This is a genomic window from uncultured Campylobacter sp., assembly GCF_905371695.1.
Taxonomy (GTDB): Bacteria; Campylobacterota; Campylobacteria; order Campylobacterales; family Campylobacteraceae; genus Campylobacter_A.
In genome coordinates this window covers 1-23556 of the sequence record NZ_CAJPMA010000004.1, presented here as the reverse complement: position 1 = coordinate 23556, position 23556 = coordinate 1, and the positions used below count along the sequence as shown (strand labels likewise).

At 45.3% G+C, this 23556-nt stretch carries 23 protein-coding genes and 3 tRNA genes; 11 read left to right on the top strand and 15 right to left on the bottom strand.

Translation table 11 applies throughout. The annotated features are described in order from the left end of the window. Nucleotides 1-5 precede the first annotated feature (5 nt). Together ilvA and QZ147_RS00710 are read left to right on the top strand one after the other, a co-directional pair. On the top strand, nt 6-1211 hold the full coding sequence (gene ilvA, locus QZ147_RS00715) for a threonine ammonia-lyase (protein WP_295146128.1): 1206 nt from the start codon (nt 6-8) through the stop codon (nt 1209-1211). Nucleotides 1212-1220: 9 nt separating this feature from the next. Then, a complete protein-coding gene (locus tag QZ147_RS00710) occupies nt 1221-1907 on the top strand; it encodes a DUF4230 domain-containing protein (RefSeq protein WP_295146127.1) in 687 nt (228 codons plus the stop codon). Nucleotides 1908-1973: 66 nt separating this feature from the next. Here QZ147_RS00710 and truA read toward each other — a convergent pair whose 3' ends face one another. From truA to glmU, 7 genes are read right to left on the bottom strand one after another with little or no spacing between them, the layout of a single operon-like run. Continuing rightward, complete coding sequence (gene truA, locus QZ147_RS00705; protein ID WP_295146125.1) at nt 1974-2699, bottom strand: tRNA pseudouridine(38-40) synthase TruA; 726 nt, start codon at nt 2697-2699, stop codon at nt 1974-1976. Continuing rightward, nucleotides 2699-3730 (bottom strand): LptF/LptG family permease, encoded by a 1032-nt coding sequence (locus QZ147_RS00700; protein ID WP_295146123.1) that lies wholly within the window; start codon nt 3728-3730, stop codon nt 2699-2701. The genes truA and QZ147_RS00700 overlap by 1 nt, the downstream gene beginning before the upstream one ends. Next, on the bottom strand, nt 3727-4527 hold the full coding sequence (locus QZ147_RS00695) for an A24 family peptidase (RefSeq protein WP_295146122.1): 801 nt from the start codon (nt 4525-4527) through the stop codon (nt 3727-3729). The genes QZ147_RS00700 and QZ147_RS00695 overlap by 4 nt, the downstream gene beginning before the upstream one ends. A gap of 55 nt (nt 4528-4582) precedes the next feature. Next, the gene (uppS, locus tag QZ147_RS00690) at nt 4583-5284 is read right to left on the bottom strand and encodes a polyprenyl diphosphate synthase (protein ID WP_295146120.1); all 702 of its coding nucleotides are present in this window, start codon (nt 5282-5284) and stop codon (nt 4583-4585) included. Between the two features lies 1 nt (nt 5285). Next, nucleotides 5286-5966 (bottom strand): hypothetical protein, encoded by a 681-nt coding sequence (locus QZ147_RS00685; protein ID WP_295146119.1) that lies wholly within the window; start codon nt 5964-5966, stop codon nt 5286-5288. Further along, nucleotides 5963-7138 carry a bifunctional phosphopantothenoylcysteine decarboxylase/phosphopantothenate--cysteine ligase CoaBC gene (gene coaBC, locus QZ147_RS00680; protein WP_295146117.1) on the bottom strand — a complete coding sequence of 392 codons (1176 nt, stop codon included), beginning with the start codon at nt 7136-7138 and terminating at the stop codon, nt 5963-5965. Before coaBC ends, QZ147_RS00685 begins: the two co-directional genes overlap by 4 nt. After that, on the bottom strand, nt 7125-8447 hold the full coding sequence (gene glmU / locus QZ147_RS00675) for a bifunctional UDP-N-acetylglucosamine diphosphorylase/glucosamine-1-phosphate N-acetyltransferase GlmU (RefSeq protein WP_295146145.1): 1323 nt from the start codon (nt 8445-8447) through the stop codon (nt 7125-7127). The genes coaBC and glmU overlap by 14 nt, the downstream gene beginning before the upstream one ends. Nucleotides 8448-8578: 131 nt before the next feature. Here glmU and QZ147_RS00670 point away from each other — a divergent pair, with 131 nt between their 5' ends. From QZ147_RS00670 to QZ147_RS00650, 5 genes are read left to right on the top strand one after another with little or no spacing between them, the layout of a single operon-like run. Continuing rightward, nucleotides 8579-9343 carry a motility protein A gene (locus tag QZ147_RS00670; RefSeq protein ID WP_295146116.1) on the top strand — a complete coding sequence of 255 codons (765 nt, stop codon included), beginning with the start codon at nt 8579-8581 and terminating at the stop codon, nt 9341-9343. Nucleotides 9344-9350: 7 nt separating this feature from the next. Next, nucleotides 9351-10127 (top strand): flagellar motor protein MotB, encoded by a 777-nt coding sequence (locus QZ147_RS00665; protein ID WP_295146114.1) that lies wholly within the window; start codon nt 9351-9353, stop codon nt 10125-10127. Between the two features lie 3 nt (nt 10128-10130). After that, nucleotides 10131-10868 carry a flagellar type III secretion system pore protein FliP gene (gene fliP / locus QZ147_RS00660; protein ID WP_295146112.1) on the top strand — a complete coding sequence of 246 codons (738 nt, stop codon included), beginning with the start codon at nt 10131-10133 and terminating at the stop codon, nt 10866-10868. 2 nt (nt 10869-10870) lie between these two features. Beyond that, nucleotides 10871-12100 carry a TolC family protein gene (locus tag QZ147_RS00655; RefSeq protein WP_295146111.1) on the top strand — a complete coding sequence of 410 codons (1230 nt, stop codon included), beginning with the start codon at nt 10871-10873 and terminating at the stop codon, nt 12098-12100. After that, a complete protein-coding gene (locus QZ147_RS00650) occupies nt 12097-12969 on the top strand; it encodes an EamA family transporter (protein ID WP_295146109.1) in 873 nt (290 codons plus the stop codon). The genes QZ147_RS00655 and QZ147_RS00650 overlap by 4 nt, the downstream gene beginning before the upstream one ends. A gap of 350 nt (nt 12970-13319) precedes the next feature. Here QZ147_RS00650 and QZ147_RS00645 read toward each other — a convergent pair whose 3' ends face one another. The 7 genes from QZ147_RS00645 to QZ147_RS00615 all read right to left on the bottom strand — a co-directional run bounded on the left by QZ147_RS00645 (nt 13320) and on the right by QZ147_RS00615 (nt 18015). Next, entirely contained in the window at nt 13320-14477 is a 1158-nt protein-coding gene (locus QZ147_RS00645) for a HAMP domain-containing sensor histidine kinase (protein WP_295146107.1), read from the bottom strand. After that, entirely contained in the window at nt 14470-15132 is a 663-nt protein-coding gene (locus QZ147_RS00640) for a response regulator transcription factor (protein ID WP_295146105.1), read from the bottom strand. The genes QZ147_RS00645 and QZ147_RS00640 overlap by 8 nt, the downstream gene beginning before the upstream one ends. Beyond that, nucleotides 15132-15392 carry a hypothetical protein gene (locus QZ147_RS00635; protein WP_295146103.1) on the bottom strand — a complete coding sequence of 87 codons (261 nt, stop codon included), beginning with the start codon at nt 15390-15392 and terminating at the stop codon, nt 15132-15134. Before QZ147_RS00635 ends, QZ147_RS00640 begins: the two co-directional genes overlap by 1 nt. A 63-nt stretch (nt 15393-15455) precedes the next feature. Continuing rightward, the gene (locus tag QZ147_RS00630; protein WP_295146102.1) at nt 15456-16361 is read right to left on the bottom strand and encodes an AEC family transporter; all 906 of its coding nucleotides are present in this window, start codon (nt 16359-16361) and stop codon (nt 15456-15458) included. Between the two features lie 336 nt (nt 16362-16697). Then, nucleotides 16698-16784: transfer RNA gene (locus QZ147_RS00625), tRNA-Leu, on the bottom strand. 64 nt (nt 16785-16848) lie between these two features. Further along, nucleotides 16849-17145, bottom strand: a complete 297-nt coding sequence (locus QZ147_RS00620) for an HU family DNA-binding protein (RefSeq protein WP_295146101.1) — start codon at nt 17143-17145, stop codon at nt 16849-16851. Between the two features lie 132 nt (nt 17146-17277). Then, the gene (locus tag QZ147_RS00615; protein ID WP_295146100.1) at nt 17278-18015 is read right to left on the bottom strand and encodes a YaaA family protein; all 738 of its coding nucleotides are present in this window, start codon (nt 18013-18015) and stop codon (nt 17278-17280) included. 113 nt (nt 18016-18128) lie between these two features. Between QZ147_RS00615 and flgL the strand changes: the two genes are divergently transcribed. From flgL to QZ147_RS00595, 4 genes are all read left to right on the top strand, one after another. Further along, nucleotides 18129-20384: a flagellar hook-associated protein FlgL gene (gene flgL, locus QZ147_RS00610; protein WP_295146098.1), complete on the top strand. Its 2256-nt coding sequence runs from the start codon at nt 18129-18131 to the stop codon at nt 20382-20384. Nucleotides 20385-20507: 123 nt separating this feature from the next. Beyond that, nucleotides 20508-22652 carry a DNA translocase FtsK gene (locus QZ147_RS00605; RefSeq protein WP_295146144.1) on the top strand — a complete coding sequence of 715 codons (2145 nt, stop codon included), beginning with the start codon at nt 20508-20510 and terminating at the stop codon, nt 22650-22652. A gap of 86 nt (nt 22653-22738) precedes the next feature. After that, a tRNA-Gln gene (locus QZ147_RS00600) sits at nt 22739-22813 on the top strand. A 19-nt stretch (nt 22814-22832) separates the two neighbouring features. After that, nucleotides 22833-22907 (top strand) — tRNA-Met (locus QZ147_RS00595). Nucleotides 22908-22954: 47 nt separating this feature from the next. On the opposite strand, the gene QZ147_RS00590 is transcribed toward QZ147_RS00595, so the two are convergent. Next, the coding region (locus tag QZ147_RS00590) for a tyrosine-type recombinase/integrase (protein ID WP_295146097.1) at nt 22955-23556 on the bottom strand (602 nt) is incomplete at its 5' end.

The following is a 23556-nucleotide window of genomic DNA, read 5'->3' as shown; positions in this document are numbered from 1 at the left end:
AAAAAATGGTATCGTTAAATAAAATAGTTCAGGCAAAGCGCAAAATAAGCGCTTTCGTATATAAAACGCCCTTTGCGTTTAGTCCGAGATTAAGCGAGATTTGCGGCGCGAAGGTATGGCTAAAAGAGGAAAATTTACAGCGAACGGGTGCTTATAAAATTCGCGGCGCTTATAATAAAATCGCGAATTTAAGCTCTGGTGAGCTAGCAAAAGGCGTGGTCGCCGCAAGCGCGGGCAATCACGCGCAAGGCGTAGCGATATCGGCTCGCGAGTTTAAAACGCGCGCGGTCATCGTAATGCCAGAATCCACGCCGCTTTTAAAGGTGGCGGGTACGAAAGATCTAGGCGCGGAGGTGATTTTAAAGGGCGACAACTTCGACGAAGCATACGCCTATGCGGTGGACTATGCTCGCGAGCACGGCATGACGTTCGTGCATCCGTTTGACGACGAGTTCGTTCAGGCGGGGCAGGGCACGGTAGGGCTTGAAATGCTTGACGAAGTGGGCGATTTAGACGTAATAATCGTTCCCGTAGGCGGCGGCGGATTAGCTAGCGGCGTGGCAAGCTGCGTCAAGCAGGAAAATCCTAAAATCAAAGTCGTATGCGTGGGCGCAAAGGGCGCGCCGGCGATGTTTGAAAGCTATAAAGCCAAAAAGGCGACGAACTCAAAATCCGTACGCACGATAGCCGACGGGATCGCCGTCCGCGACGCTAGCGAGGTTACGCTGGCGCACATTATGGAGTGCGCGGATGAGTTCGTACAAGTAGACGACGAAGAGATCGCGACGGCGATACTATTTTTACTAGAAAGCCAAAAGATCGTAGTAGAAGGCGCGGGCGCGGCGGGCGTAGCGGCGCTACTGCACGGCAAAATCAAGCACGATAAGGACGCTAAAATCGGCATCGTATTAAGCGGCGGAAATATCGACGTGCAGATGCTCTCCATCATCATCGAAAAAGGCTTGATCAAATCCTCTCGCAAGATGATAATCCAAGTTACGCTAATCGATAAGCCCGGCGCGCTTTTAAGCCTGACCGATGCGCTAAAAGAGGCTAACGCAAATATCGTAAAAATCGATTACGACCGCTTCTCGACCGAGCTTGAATACGGCGATGCGAGTATCACGATTACGCTTGAAACCAAAGGCGCCGACCACCAAGCGCAGGTCGCAAAGACGTTAAAAGGGCACGAGTTCGAGTTAAAATTTTAAAGGAAAACGATGGCTGAATATTTAAATTTTATATTAGCGCTCTTGCTTGCCGCTGCGGCGTTTAGCGCCTATCGCCTGAACGTAAAGTTAAACAAAGCGCGCGTTAGCGGCGTGCAGGCGAGCGTAAGCACCGAGATCGAGCAGCTAAGATCGATCGGCGAGCTGTCGGTATTTCAGGTGTATAGCAAAGAGATCGTAACTAAAACCGACCACGCTTTCGGAAATTTCGGCAAAGAGTACCTGCGCTGGCTAATCAGCGAAAAAAAGCTATCTATGATATTTGAGTTTGAGATAAATTTTATCTATGATTTAACGAGCAAGGAGCTTGAAATCTCAAACGTCGCAAACGGCGAATATCTAGTTAAAATGCCGCCTTGCAAGTATAAATTTTCAATTGCGAATATGAAATTTTACGACGAGAAAAACGGGAAATTTATCCCGTTTTTACTGCCAGATTCGCTAAACGGATTTTTCGGCGGGAGCTTTCGCGAGGAGGATAAAAACCGCCTAATCGAAGAGGCTAGGACGGAAGTAGAAAAAATGAGCGCGCGGCTAATCTCGCAGCTTCAAAGCAAAATTCACAAATCCGCTAGAGATACGCTTGAAGCCATAGCAAAGAGCTTCGGCGCCGGCAAGGTGGAGTTTATATTTAACGACGACGAGCAAGTGCGGATAAATTTGCAAAACGTGGCTTAAAATTTTAAGCCGTACACGGAATTTTCGCTAGCGTTGCCGCGTTTGGCGCGCGTCTAAATTCGCCGATTAAAAATAATGAACTCGGTTTAAATATAGCCCTTGCGCGGGGGCGGGCATGCGCGTGAATACGGCGCGGTTTTCTAGCTGCGCGCGGATTAGCTCGTCGCCGTTTTTAAATTCTAGCGCCTTTAAGACCGCCGCTACCATTAGCCTTACCTGACCGCGTAAAAAGCCGTTTGCCTTAAAAACGATAATCGTTCGGTCGCCGCGCTCGTAGCAAAACGCCTTATAAATTTTACGCACGGGGCTTTTGACGTCGCTACCCGTTTTCATAAACGAGCTAAAATCGTGCTCGCCGATGAAAATTTTAAGCAGCTTGTTTGCGCGCGCGGCGCTAAATTTAGGTAAAAACGCGCGGTAATTCGCATTAAAAACGTTAAATTCGCCGTGATCTATGATATAGCGATACGTCCTCGCAGACGCGTCGTATCTGGCGTGAAAATCATCCGCGACGGCGAAAATTTTTTTAACGTGAATATGAGGATGGGCGTGGCGATTGATTAGCCCCGCAAGTCGCGAAAAGTCGCTAAAATGATCCCCGCAAAGAACGTGGGCTACTTGATTATCGGCATGCACGCCTTTGTCCGTGCGCGAGCTTGACGTCGGGCGGTTAAAAATTCCTACGTGAGCTAGCGCCCGCGCAAGGGCGTCTTCTACGCCGTTTTCGTGCGACTGCGTCTGCGAGCCTTGAAATTTCGAGCCGTCATAGCTGAAAACGAGCGCGATTTTCATCAATATCTTCTGGCGATTTTGAGCTTATAAAAGAAAAAGCCGCCCGTTAAAAATGCGAAAAATATCGACGGGATTGCGACTGCGGGATGCGAACCTAGAAGCATTATAAGCGCAAAGTAGGCAAAGAGCACGCAAAACGTCCCGACGTATACCGCTCCCTTTTCGTAGCGGTAGGTTACTATGCCTAGACTTACGGCAAAAAGCGTGCTTGCTAGCGGGAAAAGCGCGACTAGCGCGTAAGTGGTTAGATCTTTTTTACGCTTGTCGCTAGTCTTTGCGGCTAGCCAATACTCTTTTACGCCGCCGGCTTCGCTAATATGCTCGTCTTGCCTAGCGGAAATTTTTAGCGTTTTAAAATCGCTTTGATGGTAAATTTCGGGCTTTATATCGTAAATTTTGCCGTTGTCCAGCGAAAGCTCGATATTTGCGTTGGCATTGGTTATTCTGGCGTTTTTAGCTACTATTAGGCGCTGGGTGTTTTCCGCCGCGCTTGGGTTAAACATCACGGCGTCTTCGTATACCGTGCCGTTTTCGTCGCTCTTTTCGGCGCCGATATAGACCAGCCAGTCGGAGAATTTTTGACCAAACTGCGTCGGCTTTAAATTTAGCTTCGCTACCGTCTTTTTATAAGAGATAAAATTCGCGTTTAGTCCGGCCGCAGTCGGAATCATAACAAGCGCGATAACTAGCAGCGCCGCGCTTAAAATTCCGGCAAATATTAAAAAAAATCGCGCGATTAGCGCGGGCGAGCTTCCCAAGGTAAAAATCACGATGCTTTCGTTTTCTTTGGAAAGCCTAAAAAGCGTCATGGCAAGCGCAATAAAAAAGGCGATCGGAACTACGAAAAGAAGCACGCGCGGAAGCATAAAAGTATAGAGTTTTACCAGCTCGAAAAAGCTAATCTCGATATACGACGTCACGCGCGCGATCTGGATAAAAAACACGATCGACATTATAAGAAAAAGCGTGCTAAATAGCGATGCGAAAGTGCTTAAAAAGTTGTAGAGAAGGTAGCGGTTTACGCGACTCATAAAAGGCTGCCCAAAAGACTAAAAATTTGCGTTTTAAAGACGTAGGTAATAAAAAGTCCCGCCGCCAAAAACGGTACGAAGGCTAGCTCGTAGCCCTTTTTTTGCACCGCCGCGTATGCGGGTAGCGTTAAAATCGCGGCTATATAAATCGCCGCAAGGGCAAGTTTCCAAGGCAAAATAGCGCCGATTACCGCCGCGATAAAAATATCCGCGCTACCCATTGCCTCGCGCTTCATCGCTAGGCTCACGCCCGCGCGTAGCAGCCAAAATCCAAGCGCGAAATAACCCGCATTTAGCAGCGCGTCCCACTCGCCGCTCCAAAAAACCATACCCCCCGCATAGGCTAGCGCGAATAAAGTCGCCGCGTAAAGAAGCGCGTCGGGGACGGCTTTGTAGCGTAGATCGATTATCGAAAGAGAAAGCAAGCTGATGAAACAAAGCGCCGAAATCGCGGCATTAAAGACGCTTTGCGCGGTTAAAATTTCGCCGTCGCCCCAAATAGCGCCGCATTCTATAAAAAGGCTTACCAGCGCCAAAACCCCGCTAAAAAACTCGACTAACGGGTATTGGATACTAATTTTTTCTTTACAAAACGCGCATCTTCCGCGCAAAAATAGCCATGAAAATATCGGGACGTTGTGATAAAATTTTAAAGGCGAGTTGCAGCTTTGGCAGTGCGAAGCGGGGAAATTTACGCTCTCGCCGCGCGGCAAGCGGTAGATTAGAACGTTGCAAAACGAGCCTACGCAGATACCGAAAATAAAAAATACGACCGCTAAAATTTCAAAAATTTCCATTATAAATCCTAAAATTTAAATGTGCGATTTTACGCAAAAAAGCTTTAAAAACAGGTTACAACCCGCCGAAGCGTCTGTTCTTGCCGCGGAAATTTGCGACTATCTCGCCAAGCTCTTCTCTCGTAAAATCAGGCCAAAGCGTGGGCGTAAAGGCAAACTCGGCGTAGCTAGCCTGCCAAAGCATAAAATTTGATAGTCTTTGCTCGCCGCCGGTGCGCACGAGAAGGTCGATGGGCACGGGCTCATCAAGGCAGGCTTGCAGGTTATCTTCGCTTAAATTTAGAGCTAGATTTTGGGCGTCAAACTCTCCTCCGTTTTTTTCGCAAAATCTTCTAAAGGCTCTTAAAATTTCATCTTTTGCGCCGTAGTTTAGGGCCAAATTTAGCTTTAGCCTAGAGTTTTGCGCGGTTGCGTTTTTGATCTCCTTAATCTCGTTTTTTAGCTTGTCGCTTAGCGGACTTTCGTCGCCGATAACGTTAAATTTGATGCCGTTTTTGATAAAGCTCTCGCGTTTTGAGAGCAAAAATTTATGCAAAAGCTCCATCAAAAACGCCACTTCGCTCTTTGGACGCTTCCAATTTTCGGTGCTAAATGCGTATAGACTCAGCACCGCCACGCCCTCGTCGATGCAAAACTCGCACATCTGCTCCACGACGTTCGCGCCCGTTTCGTGCCCTTTGGTGCGTAGCAAACCGCGGCGCTTAGCCCATCTGCCGTTGCCGTCCATGATGATAGCTAGGTGATTTAGCTCGTTCATTTTAGCCCTTAAAATCAATTATTTTGCCGCTTGGATCAAAAAAAGCGGCGATGTTTTGCGTCGTTTGCACTTCGCAGTCAAACTCGTCTCGCAATAGCCTAGCAACCTTGTCAAACGGCGTTTGTGCACTGATTATTTGCCCGCCCTTTAGCGTGAAAATAATCGGAGCGAAATTTGAAAAAACGAGGTAAATTTGACTCGTGCGGGCGCCGTCAAATTTCATCTGGAAAACGCCTTTTGCGCCGTTATAAACAAACGAAATATTAATGATATTTTTTTGCAGCGCAAGCAGCATCTGGGCTAGATTTTCAAACGTTTCTCGCGAGTCTGCCGCGCTAAGACCGTTAAATATATATTCATAAAACCAGTTTAGATCGGGCTCGCTTATCAGTCTTTCTATCAGCGCGAGTCCCTCAGGCGCGGCGTAGGCTAAATTCGGCTTTTTAAAGAGATTTCTTATCACAATATTTTCGGTGCCGCTTGCGATCTCGCCCCAGTATTCGCCGTCCACGTCGAGGCTTTTCATGCTTTTCGTGCTTAGGATTTTGTTGCCCATTTTGAGATTGTATCGATTGTAGCCCGTCTTTTCGGCGACTTTGATACTGATGGGTAGGTTCGCGTTTAGAGCCGTGCCAGCGCCGCCGCTTGCGATTTTTTGCACTCGTGAGACGGGATTTATCATAGCGTGCTTGCTAAATTTACGATTTGCCGCGCCGCGTCCTCTTTGGACGTTAGCGCGATATTTTGTGCGCCGCGATGCGTGATAAAGGTGATTTGCGTGCTATCGGAGCCGAAATTTATATCGCCGCCCAGCACGTTTAGGCAAATGGCGTCTAGGCTCTTTTTTTCGAGCATATTTTTCGCGTTTTGCATGGCGTTTGCGGCGTCCGTTTCCATTTTAAAGCCGATTTTTTTGACGTTTTTAAAATCCGCCAAAGAGCCCAAAACATCGTCATTTTGCGCTAGCTCTAGCGTCCAAATTTCGCCTAAGTTTTGCTTTTTTAGCTTGCCTTCAAATTTGGTTTTTGGAACGTAGTCGCTAACTGCAGCCGCCATCGCGAGCAAATTTGCGTCCGTCAAATTTGCGTGCAGTAGCTCTTTTAGCTCCGCCGAGCTTTGAAATTTGAGCGTTTTATAGGGCGCGTTCGCCGTCTCAAAGCTAGCTATCAGCGTCACGTCCGCACCCGCGTAGTAAAATGCGTCGGCAAGTGCTCGCGACATCTTACCGCTGGATAGATTCGTCACGGCTCTTACGTCGTCGATCTTTTCGCTCGTGGCGCCGCCCGTTACAACCACCTTTTGTCCTTTAAATTTTGGCTCCGTTAGCATTCTTTTGGTTTCGTAGATTATCGTCGAAACGTCTGCCAGCGCGCCTTTGCCCGTGTCGCCGCAGGCTAGGGTTTTTTCTACCGGCTCGATAAATCTCGCACCGTTTGCCGCTAAAAACTCGAAATTTTTGCGCGTGGCGAAGTGATTTATCATTTTGTCGTTGGCCGCGGGCGCGATGAGTAGGGGAGCCGGGCTAGCGATCAGAGTCTGCATGAAAACGTTATCGCAAATGCCGCTTGCAAGCTTGTTTATCGTATTTACGCTCGCGGGCGCGATCAAGATAAGATCGGTTTTGGCGTAGGCGATGTGATTTAGTCCGTCCTGCCAACTCTCCGTGCGCGAGGTTAAAATTTTATGCTCACATAGCGCTTCAAAGCCCGCTCCCGAGCAAAATTTAAGCGCCCCTTCGCTAAGCATAACGCGCACGTCCGCACCCTCTTTTTTTAGCGCGGATAAGATCTCATAAGCCTTATAAAACGCGATACTGCCGCAAACCGCGAGCAAAATTTTTTTATTTTTTAGCATTTTCGTCGCTTTTTGCGTCGTTAAAAAATTTATAAAAAAAGCCTTCCTTATTTACCTGTTTCGTGCGGCTGATGGCTAGAGCGCCGCTTGGTACGTCGCTAGTTACGGTGCTTCCTGCAGCTATTAGCACGTCGTCACCGACTTTTACGGGGGCTACTAGCTGGGTGTCCGAGCCGATAAAGACGTTTTTGCCGATTATCGTTTTATGCTTGGCTTTGCCGTCGTAGTTGCACGTGATCGTGCCGCAGCCTACGTTTGTGCCGGAGCCTATCTCGCAGTCGCCCAGATAGCTTAGGTGGCCCGCCTTGACGCCGTTTAGTCTCGCCGCCTTTAGCTCGACGAAATTTCCGATGTGAGTGTTTTTAATCTCGCATTTTGGGCGCAGGTGCGCTAACGGGCCGACGTCCGAGTCCTCGACGACGGAGTTTTCTACGACCGAGCCGCTTTTGATGACGGAGTTTTTGATGACGCACTCTCCGATGATGCTTACGTTTTCTTCGATTACGCATTCGCCTTCAAATTTTGCTCTAGCATCGATGTAAATACTATTTGGCAGACGCATTAGCACGCCGCTTTTCATCAAATTTTTCTTGATCTCGTCCTGCATCAAATTTTCTGCTATGCTGAGCTGAAATTTATCGTTTATACCCATGAAATTTTGCTCTTCGACGCTGATGGCCCAGCATTTTAGGCCGCGCTCGTTTGCGATTTTTATCGCGTCGGTTAGGTAGAATTCTTTCTGCGAGTTTTCGTTGCCGATGAGTGGCAAAATCTCGCGCAAAACCTCGCTTTTAAAGCAGTAGCAGCCGGCGTTTGCGCTTTTTATCATTTTTTGCGTTTCGGTCGCGTCTTTTTGCTCGACGATGGCTTCTACTTTGCCGTTATTTATGATGACGCGGCCGTATCCGTAGGGGTCTGCCGCCTCAAAAACGCTAAGCGAGATATCCGCGTCGTTTGCGGCTAACCGCATAAGGTCAGTCGCTTTAACGAGCGGCATATCTCCGCAGGTTACGATGATTTTCTTGCCTGATAATTCAACGTTTTTTAGCGCGCCTGCGGTACCTGGAAAATTCGCCAAATCTTGCGCGTAAATTTTAGTTTGCGGAAAAATATTTTTTATAACGGATTCGATTTTTTCCTTTTCGTAGTAAAGTACTACGCTAACGTCGTTTGAGACGGAGTAGGCTTGTTTTAAAACATGGATTATCATCGGTTCGCCGCAAAGTTCGAATAATACCTTCGGGCGCGCGGATTTCATTCTCGTGCCGAGTCCGGCGGCTAGAATTATCACTGAGGTGTCGTTCATTATTTATAGCCTTTTTAAAAATTTCGGTCGATTTTATCGAAATTTGGCAAATAAAATTTTTAAATTTACGTTATTTTCAACTAAAACTAAATAAAATAGGCCCTTTAAATTACACTATTAAAAAGCGAGTTAAAATGGATTTAGGAACCGTTGTCGGTTGGGCTTTAACTATGATATTGCTCGTCGGTTCTATGGCGATAGGCGTGGGCGTCGGTCCGTATATCGATATCCCGTCCGTAATGATCGTCGTAGGCGGTACTATCGGCGTTATGATGGTCGGCTTTAAGATGGATACTCTAAAAGGTATCGGCAAATTTTACGGCATAGCGGTAAAGCCGCAACTGGTAAATTTACCCGAGACCATTAAAAAACTCGTCGATTACTCGACGAAAGCGCGCCGAGACGGAATTTTAGCCCTAGAAACGGACGTAAATAACGAGACGAATTTATTTTTAAAAAAAGGGCTTTCAATGGCGGTGGACGGTAACGAGCCCGATGCTATTAGGGCGCTGCTTGAAATCGATATGGAACAGTCAAGCGCTAGGCACGGCGGAAATATTAAAATTTTCGAGCAAGTGGGCGGATTTGCGGGCGCGATGGGAATGATCGGAACGCTAATCGGTCTGGTCGCGATGCTACTTAACATGTCAGATCCTAGCGCGATAGGTCCTTCGATGGCGGTCGCTCTCCTTACGACGTTATACGGCGCGATGATCGGTAACATTATCGGCGCGCCGGTGGCGAATATCTTATCTATCAGAGACGGCGACGAGGCGCTGGAAAAACAAGTCGTAATCGAAGGTATAATGGCGATACAATCGGGCGACAACCCGCGCACGCTGGAAGCTAAACTGCTCGCGTTCTTGCCTCCGAAAGAGCGAAAAAGCCAGTTCGAGTAAAATTTAAATGGCGAAATTAATTAAACCCGAAGAGTGCCCTAAATGCATGCCCGAGTGGCTGGCGACGTTCGGCGACCTTATGTCGCTGTTGCTTTGCTTTTTCGTTTTGCTACTTTCTATGGCGACGATGGACGCTAAAAAGATGGAAGCCGCTGTCGGCTCGCTAGCCGGAGCTTTGGGCGTGTTAGAAGGCGGAGCGCGCCCAGAAGTACAAGATCAGCGTGAAACTGAAGCGCAAAGCAAAATAACCAAAACCAATAAAGACAAAAACGGCAAAGAGGAAATGGCCGGCACCGTTAAGGTTATCAACGAGCTGCTAGCCGCCAGCGGCTCGCCCGAGCTTAGTATGGAAGAGAGCGAGGACGGCTTTATTTTAAGGCTACCCGCAAGCTTGCTATTTGAGCGAGATAAAGCGACCATCGAAAGCGACGACGCAAGGCTATTTTTAAAGCGAATCTCGATGGTCGTAGCCAAGATGCCAAGCGAAGTTAAAACCGACGTCATCGGATATACCGACGATGAAAAGCCGAGCGCGAATTCGGGCTTTACCGATAATTGGCAGCTATCTACCGCGCGAGCGATAAGCGTGGTCGAAGAGTTAATGAATAACGGCGTGGACGCCAAACGCTTGATTGCCTCCGGTCGCGCGTCGTACGAGCCTTTTGCTAGTAACGCTACGCCTGAGGGCAGAGCAAAAAACAATCGCGTAGAAATTCACTTCGTTTCGTTAGATAGAAAACAAAGAGACGCGGCTAAAAAAAGCGTGCTCGATATGGAAAAATAGCCGATGAGGGCGCTACTGGTCTTTGTTTTTGCAGGGCTTTTTTGTACGGTTTTGGGTGCCGAACAGGCGCTGCCTACCGTAAATTTAAGCCTTAGCTCGCCGTCATCGCCGCAGCAGCTGGTAAATTCGCTAAACGTTTTAATATTTTTAACGATTTTGGCTTTGGCGCCGGGGTTAATATTTATGATGACGTCGTTTTTGCGGCTGGTTATCGTATTTTCATTTTTGCGCCAAGCGATGGGAACGCAGACCGTTCCGCCTTCTACCGTTATCATCTCGCTTGCGATGGTACTTACTTTCTTTATAATGGAGCCCGTCGGCAAAGAAAGCTACGAACAGGGCGTAAAACCCTATCTAAACGAGCAAATCGGCTATGAAGAGATGTTTGAAAAAAGTGCGAAGCCGTTTAAGGATTTTATGCTAAGAAATACGCGCGAGAAGGATTTGGCGCTATTTTTTCGCATTAGAAATTTGCCAAATCCCGCAAACGTCGACGAAATTCCTTTAACGATCGCTATGAGCGCGTTTATGATAAGCGAGCTAAAAACGTCGTTTGAAATCGCGTTTTTGCTTTATTTGCCGTTTTTAGTCATCGATATGGTCGTAAGCTCGGTGCTAATGGCGATGGGTATGATGATGCTGCCGCCGGTAATGATCTCGTTACCCTTTAAATTGCTTATTTTCGTACTCGTGGATGGGTGGAATTTGCTCGTCGGAAATCTCGTAAAAAGCTTTCATTAGTTATGAGAATTTTAATCTTACAAGTAGCGTTCTCCTGCGCGCTTTTGGGCGGAAATTTGAGCGAAATTTTGGCGCTTGCGCAAAGCGCCGAACTTCGAAATTTGCGCGATTTTAGTAAAAAACCGCAAGAGGGCGCCCAAGATAGCCGTCTAAATTTTAAAATCGACGCAAGATATACCTTTATCCCCAAAGAGCAGGGCGGATACGTAACCAAAACCGGAGGCGTCACGGCAAAGATCGAGTATTTGTTATTTGACGGCGGAGCGAGCGAGGCAGCGAGCGAAATCTTGCTACGCCAAAATAGCGAGCAGGTTTATAAAAACGAAGAATTTAAAAATTTAACCGCGCTTTTAATAGGTAAAATCTATTTTAACGCCGTAGCGGTAAATTCGCTAATAAATCTCGAAAAAGCGCGGGCGGAAATTTTAGAAAATTTACTCTTTGACGCGCAATTTTGGCTGGAATTTAAAGAGATAGACGCGAGCGAATTCGAAGGGCTTAGCGCTGCTTTAAACGCGGCAAAAAGCGAGCTGGAAGAGCTTGGGTTAAAACAAACCGAGCTAAAATCGCGCATAAATTTACTTTCAAACGGCGAGCTTGATTTTATCGATGGTAGCACGATTGAAACGCCAGATTTCTCTCGCGAGGCGACGAACGCGGCGCTTTATGCAAAAGAGCACGCGCTAGGGGCGAAACAAAGCGCAAACGATAAGCAAGCTAGCAAAATAATGCCTAAAATTTATCTAAAAGACACGCAATATCTAGACAACGATAGCTTTAAAACTTCCGATAAAACGACTTCGGAGGTCATAAGTAAATACGCGGCAAATAATAAACCTATGATCGAGTTTAAGTGGAATTTGCCCGATAGCTTAACCGTTAGCCGCGAGGAGCAAAAGGCTCGCATCGAAAAGCAAAAAGCCGCGCTTGATCTAAACGACGCTAAAAACGCGCTTAGGGCGAAACTAGGTTCGCTTGAAGCTAGTATAAAAGAGCTAAACGCGAGACTGCAAATAGCCGAGCTAGAACGTAAAGATACGCAGCCCGTTTTTCAAAATTTAGCGCGAATTTACGCCCGCGGCGATAAAAAATACGGCGAATTTTTGTTTTTATTAAACAAAGAATTCCAAAACGAGCTAAATTTTATCCTAGACCGCGACGAAGCGGAGATAAAAAAGCTCGAATATCTCTTTGAAAGCGGCGAGGATATCGCAAAAAGGATAAAAGAGTGAAAAAGCTATTATTCGTTACGATTTTGTGGGCGTTTAGTTTTAGTTTGATCGGCGAATTTATCGCGGGCAAGCTTGACGCTTATTTCGCCGTCGTCGCGCGCGTGGCGCTGGCGTCGCTCGTATTTTTGCCGTTTACTAAATTTCGCGGCGTACCGGCGGGTCTGGCGTTAGGCACGGCGGCGATCGGCGCGGTGCAGATCGGGGCTATGTATCTTTTTTATTACAATTCGTTTTTGTATCTTAGCGTGCCCGAAGTCGCGCTATTTACGATATTTACGCCGTTTTACGTGACGCTGGTTTACGACGCTTTTAGCTTTAAATTTCGCAAACTTTATCTAATTAGCGTCGCAGTCGCTGTCGCGGGCGCGTTAGTGATTAAATACGGAAACGTAAACGCGGGCTTTTTAACGGGCTTTTTGCTCGTGCAGGCGGCGAATTTGTGCTTTGGCTTCGGGCAGAGCGCGTATAAAATTTTGCTAGAAAAATACGAAAATGCGAGCCAAAAAGAGACGTTCGGATATTTTCATTTCGGCGCGCTAGCCGTTACGCTCGCGGCTTTTGCGGCTTTTGGAAATTTCGAGAAAATTACGCCCGATCTGACGCAAATTTTAGTCTTGCTTTGGCTGGGCGCGGGCGCTAGCGGGCTAGGGTATTATTTATGGAATAAGGGCGCTTGCGAGGTCGATAGCGGTGTGCTTGCGATTATGAATAACGCGCTAATCCCGGCCGCGATCGTCGTGAATTTGGTATTTTGGCACAAGGACGCGGATTTGCTGCGCCTCGCCTTTGGCGCCGCGATACTCTACGCCTCGCTTTTGGCGCATAAAAAGATAATGAAATTTTACGAGAGAGAGGCGGCGCGAGTTTAGCTTTTGCCGTATACAAAGAGCATGGCGACCGCTAAAAGCGCTAGTTGGGGTTGTAAATATCTTGACGATACCTGTGGCTATGAGAAATTCTAGCTGTGAAGGGCTCCGTTAGGCGCGGCGCCTATTTTGCTTTTGAGTGCGGCGATAGGTAGCGGGCGCTAAAATTTAAATCGGAAAACCAAAGGCGCAGTCGCAAGAGTAAAATTTTGCGAGGATAAAACGTAGATCGTTTAAGATAAACTGCCCAAGCAAAATTGCACAAAGTCCGCTCCGCGCGAGCCGTTTATATGCTTCGCCGCCTAGCGCTGCAATCCCACCGTCAGACCACCCGAAATTTACGCGCGAATTTATTACCAAACAAGCGTAAATTTCGTCTCTTTTTGCGGTTCGCTTTGACAGCTTACTTTTATGCCGTTTTTTTCGCAACACTGCTTAACTAGCGCAAGACCTATGCCAAAGCCTCCCGCATCTTCGTTAAACCGCACATATCGTTCAAAAATTTTACTTTGAGCCGCCTTATCTATCCCCTCGCCGCTATTTGTTATTTCAAGATAGTTTTGGTGTAAGATCACTTGCGCATACCCGCCTAAATTTGTGTATTTTACGGTATTTGCTAGTAGATTATCCAAAATTTTCGACATCTCTTCTTGATTTGCATTTATGCTGGCAGGATCTAGTTTTATGCTTAAATTTAGCTTGCGTTTGGCAAAAAAAGGCGCAAAGTATTCAAGTCTTTGCGTAGTTAGTTTTTTAAGGTCAATTAGCTCTTTTTTGCTGTGCTTTTTTGCGTTAAAACTTAGCATTACAAGCCCGTCGTATATCGCGCTAAGGCTTTTTGCGGCTAGCTCGATGTTATTTAGGCGCTTTAAATTTCGCTCGTTAAAATTTGATTTATCCGTCGTTTCAATACTCATTAAAATGACGCTAAGCGGAGTTTTGATCTCGTGCGTCGAGTCTTTTATGAAGCGATTTAATGCTGCGATTTTGGCATAAAGCGGCATCAACGCAAGCCTAGCTAGGAAAAACGCCACGATCATAATCGCCGCTAGCGAAGCGCATAAATTTAGTGCGGTTTTTATGCGTAAGGTAAGAATTTCAGCCTTCACGCTCTTACCCGTCAGCACTATGTTGGCGAGCGCAAGCCCATCTGACGCGTTTGCGTCCATGCTTTGTATAGGTTCAAAAATTGCAACTCTGCCATCTTTAATAAATATATTTTGCGCGGGGTTTTCGCATGACTCGTCTGCGTAAAATATTTTATTGCCAGGCATTAAAATGCAAGTTTTTACGCCTTTGTCTTGGGTAAGTTTTCTAACCCCATCAAGACCGTTTATGCGCGCTTGCATGTAAATTCCCATCTTTATCTCTTTTAAATTTTTAACTTCGCCCAAAATAAGCGCTTCTTTTTTCATATCGTAATCGGTTTTGAAAAAATAGCCTAAAAAAAGTAGGCTAGTTATCAGATAAAGGGATAGAATTTTAGCCAGAATTTTGGCTTTTTCAGACATAGACGTATCCGTCGGAGCGTTTATTGACGATCGCGTCTTTTCCTAAAATTCGGCGTATATTTTTGATATAGACGCGCAGACTCTGCTCGCTAGGCTCGTCGCTAAAAGCCCAAATTTTAGCGAAAATTTCGTCTTTGCTTAAAAGGCGGTTTTTGTTTTGTAAAAATAGCGCTAAAAGTTCGCTTTCTTTATTTGAAAGCGCGATTTGCTCGTTATTTTTGGTTAAAATTTTACTTTGCGGACAAAATTTAAACCCGCCTTCAAGCTGGATAAAATCGCCGCTTAAATGGCTAAAATTTCTTTTTAAAAGCGATTTAATGCGGATTAATAGCTCTTTTAGCTCATATGGCTTTTTTAAATAATCGTCGCAGCCGCTTTTAAAACCCGCTTCTACATCGTCTACGTCGTTTAAAGAGGTAGTAAATATTGCCGGAGCATCGATACCCGCAGCGCGTAAGGACGACAAAAGAGAAAACCCGTCGCCCTTGGGGAGTTTTACGTCAAGAACCAAAATATCGAAATTTTGCTCGTAAGTCGCATCTAACGCACTTTTAGCATCCAAGCAAGCAACCACTTCAAAGCCATTTTCATGTAGATACTCGCTTATCATTTCAAGTAGCGTTTCGTCGTCCTCCGCGAGCAAAATTTTAGCCATTACATTCCTTTTTTCGTATCGTCTTTCATTTCTTTCATAGACATGTCATCTTTTTTCATGCTGTCGCCTTTTTTCATGGACATGTCGTCCTTTTTCATGCTGTCGCTTTTCTTCATGGCCATGTCGTCCTTTTTCATGTCGCTAGACATTTCCTTTTTGGGCTCCATCATGCCGTCCTTTTTCTCCATAGCCATATCGGCGCCAAATACTACCGAACTTACCACCATTGCGCCAAGCGCGACTAGAACTAACTTTTTCATTTTGTCTCCTTTAAAAAAGATTTAATGAAATAGTAGCGACAAAGAGTGAAGCGAACGTGAAATTTACATAAACAGCAAAGAATAAATCGGAAACGCGATAAAGCTAAAACCGACGCCCATCGCTACGGCGGATATGGCTAGCGAGCTATCAAGTCCCGCCTTCATAACCATAGCGCTTGCTAGCACCATCGGCGGCATCGCGCATTGAAAAAGTCCGACGAGCCAAGTGTGATTTATCTGCACGCCTAAAATTTTAGTGACCACGAAAAAGACTGCCACAGGCACTATCATTTTGCAAAATAAAACGACGCTGACGCTTTTGTAAGAGCTTGCTATGCTTGAAAAATTTAGCCCGACGCCGATCGCAAAGAGCGCTACGGGCGTGACGCTGCCCTCAAACATTCTAAGCGGTGCGAATATGAAATCCGGAAGCGGAATTTCTTTAAAGCAAAAGGCGCAAATCAGTGCGATAAAAGGCGGAAATTTTAGCACTTTCAATGCATTTTGAAAAAGCGAGACCTTTTCCGGCGCGCCGAAAGATAAGATGAGAGGCCCTAGGATAGAAAGCGGGATAGAAGTAGCTAGCTGGTCGTAAAAGATAACTTCGTTTAGTACCTCGTCGCCGAAGAAACCCTGAACTACGGGCATACCTACGAATAAGGTGTTGCCGAAAAGACTAAGCATGACCATACTTACGACGGTGGCTTTTGAAAATTTTAGCGCCCAGCCCAAAGCCAGCGCGACTAGCGCACCTACTAACGTAGATCCAAAGCCCGTCGCTATGGTGTTTATCAGAGATGCGTCGATATTTACGTGATAGACTTTATCGAAAATTAACGCCGGAATGGCAAAGCAAAGTACGAAATCGACGAATAAAATGGAGTGTTTTTGTTCTAGAAGGCCTATTTTTTTAGCAAAAAAACCGGTCGCGATCAATACGAATATTGAAAATAAAGGGACGAAATTCATAATACTAACTCTTAAAATTTTTAAGCGCAAATTATAGTAGCGTAAAGATTAAATGCAGGTTAATTGTTTGTGAAATTTAGTATTTGATGATAGGCGTAAAATACGCTATTTTGTGATTTTGCCGTAAAATTCGAGAATTTTAGAGACTTTAAAATCGGCCAGTAATTTTTCGGCATCGTATCGGTAAAATTTGCGTTACTATGAAATTTAAAATAGGAAAGGAAGTAAAAGAAGGAAGTTTTAACCTATTTCTATTACTATTTCGCGGTTTTTTCGAACTTAAATATTTTTATAAAGTGCGTATTTTAGTGGATTTTATGGGCTTTAAAAAAGCAATGGTGCCTGAGGTCGGACTCGAACCGACACAAGGTTGCCCTTACCAGATTTTGAGTCTGGCGCGTCTACCAGTTTCACCACTCAGGCATAATGTAAAAACGATTAAAAATAAAAAAGGCTCGCCGTTTAGCGAGCCTAAAACCAAGCTAAATTATTTTTTCTTAGCTTTTTTAGCGTTAGCTACGTCTTCTTTAAGTTTTTTACCTACTTTAAATTTTACGGCTTTGCTAGCAGGAACGTCGATTACTTTTTTAGTTCCGGGAACGCGAGCTTTTCTAGCTGCTCTATCAGCCGTACTAAAAGTACCGAAGCCGATAAAACTAATAGAATCGCCTTTTGTAAGTAGCGCAGAGATTGTTTCTAGCGTAGCGTCAACTGCGCTAGTAGTGTCTTTTTTAGAAAGACCGGCCTTTTCGGCAACAGCTTGAATGAATTCAGCTTTTTTCATGAGCTATCCTTTTGTTGAAGTGTTACGATCGCGCATTTTACAACGTTTTTCAAAAAAACACAATAGCTTTTTGCGAATTTTAGCCCTTTTTTTGCAAATTTTTTCTAAAAATCGCGAATTTTAGGCGAAATTTTAGCAAATTTCAAAGAGCAGCTCGTTTTTTAGCCCGATTTTTTTGATATCGACGAGCCTTAAATTTTCAAAATTTAACGCGATTAGTTCGTCTGCGGTTTTGACCGAATTTTGCGCGGCGAGATTTAAAATTTTGCCGCGATAAGCCTTTGCGTAGTGGCTTAGCGCCTTGCCGTCTTTTAAAAATTTAAAGCTCGTATAGGGCTTTTTAATCTCGTAAAATTTTTCGTAAAATCCCGCTCTAAGATCGATCACATCGTCATTATTTAAAATTTCATCGATTGCGGCGCTAAAATTTAGCCTGTAAAATTTAGCCAAATCAAGACCGTTAAATTTTTCGCCTTGTTTTAATTTATATTCGGGGATCTCGTCGCTCGCGCGTAAAATTCCGAATAAATTAGAAAATATAAGCACGTTTTTCTCGATCCAATTTCGCGCGGGCGCGCTTAAATTTAAGTAACCTAAATTTTGGTACGCCGTTCCGTCGTAACGCAATACCGCCTTTGCGCAGCCTTTTTTAAATATACTTTTACGCAGGCCGTCTTCGCCGCTTAAATTTTTAAATCCGAATAGTTTGCAAAGTTCCTTGTCGCTTGCCGAGCCGATAAAATTGTCGTAGCTTTTTAAAATTCCTAGCCGTTTTTCGTATAAATGCGGAAAAATCAGTTTTTCTACACAAAGCTTCTTGCCGTTTGAAATTTTGCTCTTGTTCTCGCTGGGGGAAAATAAAATTTTCATTTTTATCCTTTAAAACGCACATTATAATATAAAGGAATTTAAATATCGTCCGATACTAGCCAAATAGGAATTAAATTTGCTTGTTAGCGTAAATAAAATTTTAGGATTTTAAAATGAGAATGACCAATCAGCTAAAACACAGTCAGACGCTTTACGATTACCAAAAAGGCATGGCGGGCATAAACAAACATCATCAACAAATTTCAAGCGGGCTTAAAATCCAGCAGTCTTACGAGGACGCGACGACGTATAACGACGCAATGAGGCTTGATTACGAGATTACAACGCTAGATCAGGTTTTAGAAGCCACTTCAAAGTCTGTAAATTTTTCAAAAAATACCGACAAAGCGTTGCAGTCTTTTGAAAAGCAGCTTGAAAATTTTAAAACCAAGCTCATCCAAGCCGCTAGTGACGTGCATAGCGAGACCTCGTTGCAAGCGCTAGCAAACGATCTAGAAGGTATCCGCAATCACTTGATGAATATCGCGAACACTTCGATAAACGGGCAGTTTTTATTTTCCGGTAGCGCGGTGGATACCAAGCCGATTAACGGTAGCGGCAAATATCAGGGCAACAACGATCAGATGAAAACGCACGGCGGAGCACAGGTCGAATTGCCTTATAATATCCCCGGTCGCGACTTGTTTCTAGGCTCGGATAACGACTATAACAAGAAATTAACCACGAACGTAAGCCTAGTAGATAATAGAAGAGCGGGATTAGACGAAGCGCCTAAATACTTAAACGAAGATAGTAAGATCAAAGATATGATAGGAATGAAATACGCTAGCGATAGCGCGAGCGCAAATCCTAGCATCAACCGCGATTACGATTTTCGCGACTCAAACGTAAATTTTCCCAATACCTATTTTTATCTGCAAGGCACGAAAACGGACGGAACGAGCTTTAATAGCAAATTTTCGATGACGGCGGAGTCTAGCATACAAGGACTGCTAGATAAAATCGGAATGGAATTCGGAAATACCGCGACTTCAAAAGTAGTCGAAGTTTCTATCAATAACGACGGGCAAATTAACGTAAAAGACCTTACGAAGGGTAATCAGACGCTAGATTTTCAAATGGTAGCCGCAACGCAAATTTCGCCTAATAAAGCGGGGCTTGCGGGAGCTATTGCCGCAGATGCGGCAGGCACGTCGCCAGCTAGCCAAAACTCTATGGCGGCGCTAGAAACGCAGGCAAACGCGGGCAACGTTCATATTACCGATTTTACGAAGAGTAAATTTTACGATAATAACGGTAGCGCGACTAATTCTTTCGACTACGATAGAGTGAGATTTGACAAAAAAGACAATCAAGTGACGGGAAATATCACGCAAATCGCGCGCGCTAGCGGAGCGTACGCGACGGCGTCTACTACGATAAGCGAGGCGGCGGGAACGAAGGTAAGATATAACGATAGCTACGGCAATCCGACCGATAGATACAATATCGACGACAAAAAAATCGGTATGGATATTACTTCTATTAACGGTAGAAAATTTAAAGTCAGCATCGATCTAGGACACGAGGCTAATCCGCCAGCCGTTCCTACGGCGCAAACGGCGAAATTTAGCGTAACGGACGTTGCTACCGGCGTTACGTCGGGGCCGTTCGACGTGTGGCACGCTAGCGAATATAACTCGCCGCTAAACCCGACAGGCCAGTTAAAAACGCAAACCAAAGACGTGACGTATAGACAAATTAACGACATCATCGGTATGGTAGCCAGCGAAAATTTACCGGCCGGCACGACCTACGCGCAGTATCAAACGGCGATAGGACTTAGTAAAGGCGCGGTCGAAGTCGAGATGACGGACAAGGGTAAAATTTCGCTTACGGATAAAACCACTGCAAAGACGAAAGTGGAATTATCGATGTATGAAGAAACTGCAAACGTGCAGACGTTTTACGGCGACAGCACGGGTACTACGCCCGCCACTAGCCAAGGTGGCGGATCGGCATTTAAATTTTCTGCAAATAACGCTATTACGATCGACGAGCCGGGGGTTAATATATTCGACGATCTAAATAAAATGATAGATGCGGTCAGACACGGCTATTACCGTGCTAGTTCGGAGCACGGCGATCCTAGAAATACCGGCATGCAAGGCGCGATCGAGCGCATCGACCACCTGATGGATCACGTAAATAAAAGTACGACTAAAATCGGCTCGATGACGAAGCTAATAACTACGACTAACGAGCGCGCGACTACGATGAAAGTAAACGTTCAGACGGTTAAAAACGAAGTTATAGACGCCGATTACGCCGAAGCGTATCTAAATTTTACGCAAAAGACGCTCTCTTATCAGGCGATGCTTTCGGCGACTTCTAAAATCAACCAGCTAAGCCTTTTAAATTATATGTAATTAAGCGCTCGCTCGGGCGCTTCTTTGAAATTTTAAAGTTAGCGTGCTATAATCTGGCTTTTAAATTTCAAAGGATTTATCATTTTACGCCAATCAATCTTAACAGTCGTTACTTGCGTTTTAATATTTTTCGGTATCGCTACGATTGCTCCGACCGCCGATTTCGTAGGTTCGGTCGGTAAATTTATAGGCGAGGGAAATTTTCGCCTTTTCGGGCTTTTCGCCTACGTCTACCCGTTTTTGCTAATCGCCTTAGCTTACGTAATTTATAAAAATTTTAAAGGGTTTGATTTAGAATTTTCGCAGTTTTTAATGGGGATTTTTTTGTTTTTGCTGGCTTTTTTAATGTTGCAATCAATTTCCGTCTCGGCTCAAAGCGGCGGCGCGGTCGGCGGATATATCAACGCTGCGCTCAAAGACGTAATAGGCGCGATCGGCACTTGCGTCTGTATTTTAATGCTTTTTATCATCTCTTTGGGACTGATTTTCGGAGAAGATTTTATAGCGGTTTTAAGGCATGCTTTCGTAGATAACGAGACGCGTCTGAGAGAAGAAAACGAGCAAAAGCAAGAGACCGCGCCGCAAGCTAGGCAAAATTTAACGCCTAACGAGGAGCGCAAAAAGCAGGTAAAAAAGGCGCCGCAAGCCGAAATTTCGCAAAACGCCGAAAATGTGGAAGTCGGTGCGAGAGATGAAAATTTAAGCGAAGATAAGGGCGAAAATTTAAATATCGATCTAAGCGAGTTAGAAAAGCTTGACGAGCCTACGTACGTAAGAAAAAATATAAACGGCGTCGAGATCCTAAGCGAAGTCGCCGAAAACAAAAAACTACTCGAACAAATCGAAAAAGGTAAGGTCGAAAAGCCTAAGGATTTTGCGTTGCCGCCGCTTAAATTTTTAGCCGACCCGCCGAGGCGCTCAAACAGCGTAAACGAAGCCGAAATCGATCAAAAGATCTCCGATCTGCTCGATAAACTGCGTAAATTTAAAATAGACGGCGACGTCGTGCGAACGTACACGGGGCCGATCGTCACGACGTTTGAGTTTCGCCCTGCGCCGCATATCAAGGTAAGTAAAATTTTAACCCTGCAAGACGACCTCGCGATGGCTCTGCGCGCGCAGACTATCCGCATCCAAGCGCCCATACCCGGCAAAGACGTCGTAGGCATCGAGGTGCCGAACCAAAATATCGAAACCATCTACCTAAAAGAAATTTTAGATAGCGAAGTTTTCAAAAACTCGAGTAGTCCGCTAACTATCGCGCTAGGCAAGGATATCGTCGGCGCGCCATTTATCACCGATCTAAAAAAGCTGCCTCACCTGCTAATCGCGGGAACGACGGGCTCGGGTAAGAGCGTAGGCATAAACGCAATGCTGCTAAGCTTGCTATATCGCAACAGTCCGCAGACGCTGCGTCTGATGATGATAGATCCAAAGATGCTTGAGTTTAGCATCTATAACGACATCCCGCACCTGCTAACTCCGGTTATCACGCAGGCTAAGCAGGCCATCACCGCGCTATCAAATATGGTCGCCGAGATGGAGCGCCGCTATAAAATCATGAGCCACACGCGCACGAAAAACATCGAAAGCTACAACGAAAAGATGAAAGAAGAAGGCGGCGAGCAGTTTCCCTACATCGTCGTGATCATCGACGAGCTAGCAGATCTCATGATGACTAGCGGCAAGGACGTGGAGCTATACATCGGGCGCCTGGCGCAGATGGCTAGGGCTAGCGGCATACATCTCATCGTAGCCACCCAGCGCCCTAGCGTGGATGTCGTGACGGGGCTAATCAAGGCAAATTTACCTAGCCGTATCAGTTACCGCGTCGGTCAGCGCATCGACAGCAAGGTAATCCTAGATCAAATGGGTGCGGAGAGCCTGCTAGGACGCGGCGATATGCTATTTACGCCTCCGGGAAGTCCCGGCGTCATCAGACTGCACGCGCCCTTTGCTAGCGAAAAAGAGATCGACACGATCGTAAATTTCCTAAAAGCGCAGCAAGAGGTGGTCTACGACGAGAGATTTCTAGCCGAGGAGGGCGCTAGCGGCGGCGCAGGCGGCGGTACCGCGATCGCGGGCGAGCTAGACGAGCTCTACGAAGAGGCCAAAGAGATCGTGCTAAGCGAAAAAAAGACGTCTATTAGCTACTTGCAGCGTCGCTTGAACGTAGGTTATAACCGCTCGGCGAATATTTTGGAGCAAATGGAAAAAATGGGCGTTTTAAGTTCGCTTAACGCAAAAGGACAGAGAGAAATTTTATAAATTTAGCCAAAATTTCGGCTAAATTTTAAAAATTTCCTTGACAAAACATACAAAAATGGTTATAATCACGTCTCTTTTTGAAACGTTGGGGTATCGCCAAGCGGTAAGGCAATTGGTTTTGGTCCAATCATTCAGAGGTTCGAATCCTCTTACCCCATCCACTCAAACTTCCCCTTTTATCGCGGAGTAGAGCAGCGGTAGCTCGTCGGGCTCATAACCCGAAGGTCGGCGGTTCAAATCCGTCCTCCGCAACCAAACGCCCTATTTATCGGTGTTTGAAAGCTCTAAAAATCTTACTTAATTTATTCTGAAACGGAATGCAACAAATTTTCAATAGTTTCTTTGGATTTTTTGACGTTCGCGGTAATGTATTTTTGCGTAGTCGTGATATTTGTATGGCCAAGCGTAAAAGATACTTGCTCGACGGGAATTTTAAGATAATTGATCGAATATGTGCCGATTAGATGCCTGATGTCGTGCAGCCTGATTTTAGGTAGATTATTTCTTTTTAAAAGAGAATTCCAGCTTTTTCGTAAGTCTTGATACTTTTCGCCCGTTTGCGGATTTACAAATACATAACCGTTAAGCATATTTTTATTTTTTGCAGCAATATATCTACGAAAAAGCCTATTATAAAGCTCGTCGCTCATTTTATAGACCATATCGCGCTTAGCCTTATTAATTTTAAACGGGATCGTATAAGTCCTAGTTTTAAAATTTATATCGCTAAATTTTAAACTTAATACTTCATTTTTTCGACGTCCGTGAAGCAAAAAAAAGAATATGTCCGCGCTTGGGGCTTTGTTTTCAGAAATGGCTTTTATAAATTTCTTTTGGATCGCGACGCTATAATCAAAGTAACGCTTATTATCGAATTTTGGCAGCTCAATAAAATCACAAGGGT